This is a genomic window from Vibrio sp. A8-1, assembly GCF_013048685.1.
GTDB lineage: Bacteria > Pseudomonadota > Gammaproteobacteria > Enterobacterales > Vibrionaceae > Vibrio > Vibrio metschnikovii.
In genome coordinates, this window is sequence record NZ_VHTC01000071.1 from 1 (window position 1) to 3,097 (window position 3,097).

Genomic DNA, 3,097 nt, shown 5'->3' on the forward strand with positions numbered 1-3,097 from the left:
ATGGAAGTTCTACGCAGGTCAGACTACGAAATTACAACGTTAGAGCTGCTCGAAGCAGGGGCAGAGCTTACACGGCAACTTCACCAATATGGTTATGCGCTGGGTGATTTATGAGGGGATCCTTCAGCGCGTAGCATTTTCGTTATGCGTTGATTTTATTAGTTTTTAGTGCAATGCGGAGAGTTGGTAGTTGCGTTGCTCACCCCTTAACGCGGCGTTATGCGTAAATATAATATGGACGTAGGAATAATTATGAACAAAGATGAGTTAGTTGAACTAGTAATTAAGTATTTCAAGAAAGTAGACGCAGGTGATCCTAGTTATCTGGATCTGTTTTCAGAGGATGTTGATTTTTTCTTTCCTAAATTTGGACAAGCGAAAGGAAAGAATGCCTTAGTGGAGTTCGGCAATAGAATTGGTAGTTCGTTGATCAGTATTTGGCACGACATAGACGGCTTTCAAATAACAACCGCTGGAAACAAGGTAATTGTTGAAGGACAGGAGGGTGGTGTAATGAGCGATGGTACTTCTTGGCCGGACAACAATGTTTCCACTGGTCGTTTTTGTAGTGTATTTGAATTTAAAGGAGAAAGAATAAGTCGTATGTATGTGTATGTAGATCCTGATTTTCCAAGCCAAGATTTAGAAAGAATTTCTGTCCTGTCAGGAGAAAGTTACGCATAACAAGGCGTTAAAGAGGGATTCGCAACGCGTAGCATTTTCGTTATGCTTTGATTTTATTAGTTTTTAGTGTAATGCGGTGAGTTAGTAGTTGCGTTGCTCACCCCTTAACGCGGCGTTATATTTCTCTTAAATTCAACGTGTTACAAATTTAAACGTTAAGTGGTAATGTAAGTGTTTTGCTGGTTGATGATTTCTGGTTTCCGATAGCTGTTGGTTGAACATGTATATCAATGACTAATAAACATTATCGTTTAATCGCATTTGGTAGTTTTTTCGATTGAGTTAACATTAATTTCTTATTTATCTAATATTTGTTATTAAAATCAATTGGTAATATTTTATCGATTATAAAATTATCTGCTTGTATTTTTGTACAAAAAAGTGATTTCAATTTACGTTAATCGATTGATTTTTTAGCTAATTTTTAAAGGTTGTGTGGTATTTCAGTAGCTGTATGTAACTGAAATATAACAAACGGTTCAAGAGGGACAACCAACGCGTGGCATTTTTATTATGCGTTGGTTTTTGTGATTACGGTGTTATGCGGAAAGTTGGTAGTAGCGTTGGTTGCCCCTTAACCGGGCGTTATGTGAATAAGGGAAACTATGAGTTTTGATATCGCAATTTTAAGTTTGGAAAAGCGAGTATCCAACGCGGAAGCCAGTGAAATTTACGCTGAAATACTTGAAGGTAATTACAGTAATGTTGCTAAAAATGCAGCAATAGAAGATTTTTATCGTGAGTTAACTGCCATACATCCTGAAATTGATGACATTCCGGACGACAAAACTGAGGACATCGATTTTTGTCCTTGGAGTTGTGAGTTTGATAAGTCTGCCGCGCACATAATTATAAGCTCGGTTTGGTCTAAATCTGACTACGTATATGACCTTGTTCAATCACTCGCTGTTAAACATAATCTTGCCCTCTTTAGCCCACAAGCGGAAATAGTTGTATACCCTGACGGTTCTGAGGGTGGTGAAGTGGAAAAGAGGGCATGGTGGAAATTCTGGTAAATTCACATAACAAACGGTTCAAGAGGGACAGCCAACGCGTGGCATTTTTACTGTGCGTTGGTTTTTGTGGTTACGGTGTTATGCGGAAGCTTGGTAATGGCGTTGGCTGCCCCTTAACCGGGCGTTATATTTCTCTTAAATTCAACGTACTACAAATTTAAAAGTTAAGTGGTAATGTGAGTGTTTTGCTGGTTGATGATTTCTTGTGAAGCATAGCTGTTGATTTGATCAAGTTTATCAATGTCTAACGAACATTATTGTTTAATCGCATTTAGCAGCTCTTTTGATTTGGTTTACATTAATGGCTTATTTCTCTGATATTTATCATCAGAATCAATGGGTAAGCTTGATTCGATTTCAAAATTAATTGTTTTTTGTATCGAAATCTGGCTCAACTGACGTTAAGCTTTTGATGTTATGTACTATTTTCAAAGGTTGTTTGGTGTTTCAGTGGCTGTATGGAACTGAAATATAACAAACAATTCAAGCAGACCCTCAACGCGTGGCATTTTTATTATGCGTTGAGTTTAGTGATTACGGTGTTGTGCGTAAAGTTGGTCGTTGCGTTTCGGGCTACTTAATTGGGCGTTATGCGCTAATTGGAAAAATGACAGGAGTTAACAATGAATCAGCATGAAAAGCTCAATTATGTAGAATTTGCAGCGAAAGACTTAGAGTCAACGAAAGCATTCTTTTCAAAGGTTTTTGGCTGGAGCTTTGTTGACTATGGACCTGAATACGCAGCTTTTTCAAATGAAGGTTTAGATGGTGGTTTTTTCAAATCTGAGCGTTCTAGTCGGACTGAAAATGGTGGCGCACTCTTAGTTTTCTATAGTTCAGATATTGAAAGCACATTGGGGAAAGTTGTGAAAAATGGCGGCGATATCATCCGTCCAATCTTTGAATTTCCTGGTGGTTGTCGTTTTCATTTTATAGAGCCAAGTGGTAATGAATTTGCTGTTTGGTCTGAAGCACGCGCATAACAAGGCGTTAAAGAGGGATTCGCAACGCATAGCATTTTCATTATGCGTTGATTTTATTGGTTTTTAGTGCAATGCGGAAGGTTGGTAGTTGCGTTGCTCACCCCTTAACGCGGCGTTATGTTTACTCGGCTAAAGTTCAAATCGGAGAATGTTGTGAATTTAGAAAGTATTCATCATGTAGCGATTATTTGCTCAGATTATCAACGATCTAAGTCATTTTATACGGAAATATTAGGACTTAAGATCCTTGCCGAAAATTATCGAGAAAGCCGAGATTCATATAAATTGTGAGCTTACGGCAGCGTAGCTCAACTTATTTCAATTAACCTGATTTAATCATTGTAACTAAATCAACCCGGTCACAATGATGCCAGATAAACTCCTTAACACCCTCGCTAACTTTGAACAGTGGCG

The 3,097-nt window shown here is 38.1% G+C and carries 3 protein-coding genes and 1 pseudogene; all 4 read left to right on the forward strand.

Annotation, left to right across the window (positions count from 1 at the left end; all coding sequences use genetic code 11):
- Positions 1–252: 252 nt before the first annotated feature.
- Positions 253–684, forward strand: coding sequence for a nuclear transport factor 2 family protein (locus FKN93_RS17110; protein ID WP_170905738.1), 432 nt, complete (start codon positions 253–255; stop codon positions 682–684).
- A gap of 605 nt (positions 685–1,289) precedes the next feature.
- Complete coding sequence (locus FKN93_RS17120; RefSeq protein WP_072609610.1) at positions 1,290–1,700, forward strand: hypothetical protein; 411 nt, start codon at positions 1,290–1,292, stop codon at positions 1,698–1,700.
- Between the two features lie 623 nt (positions 1,701–2,323).
- Entirely contained in the window at positions 2,324–2,683 is a 360-nt protein-coding gene (locus FKN93_RS17130) for a VOC family protein (protein WP_170905739.1), read from the forward strand.
- A 117-nt stretch (positions 2,684–2,800) separates the two neighbouring features.
- Positions 2,801–2,971: pseudogene (locus FKN93_RS17135) on the forward strand (VOC family protein); the annotation flags it as partial.
- Positions 2,972–3,097 lie beyond the last annotated feature (126 nt).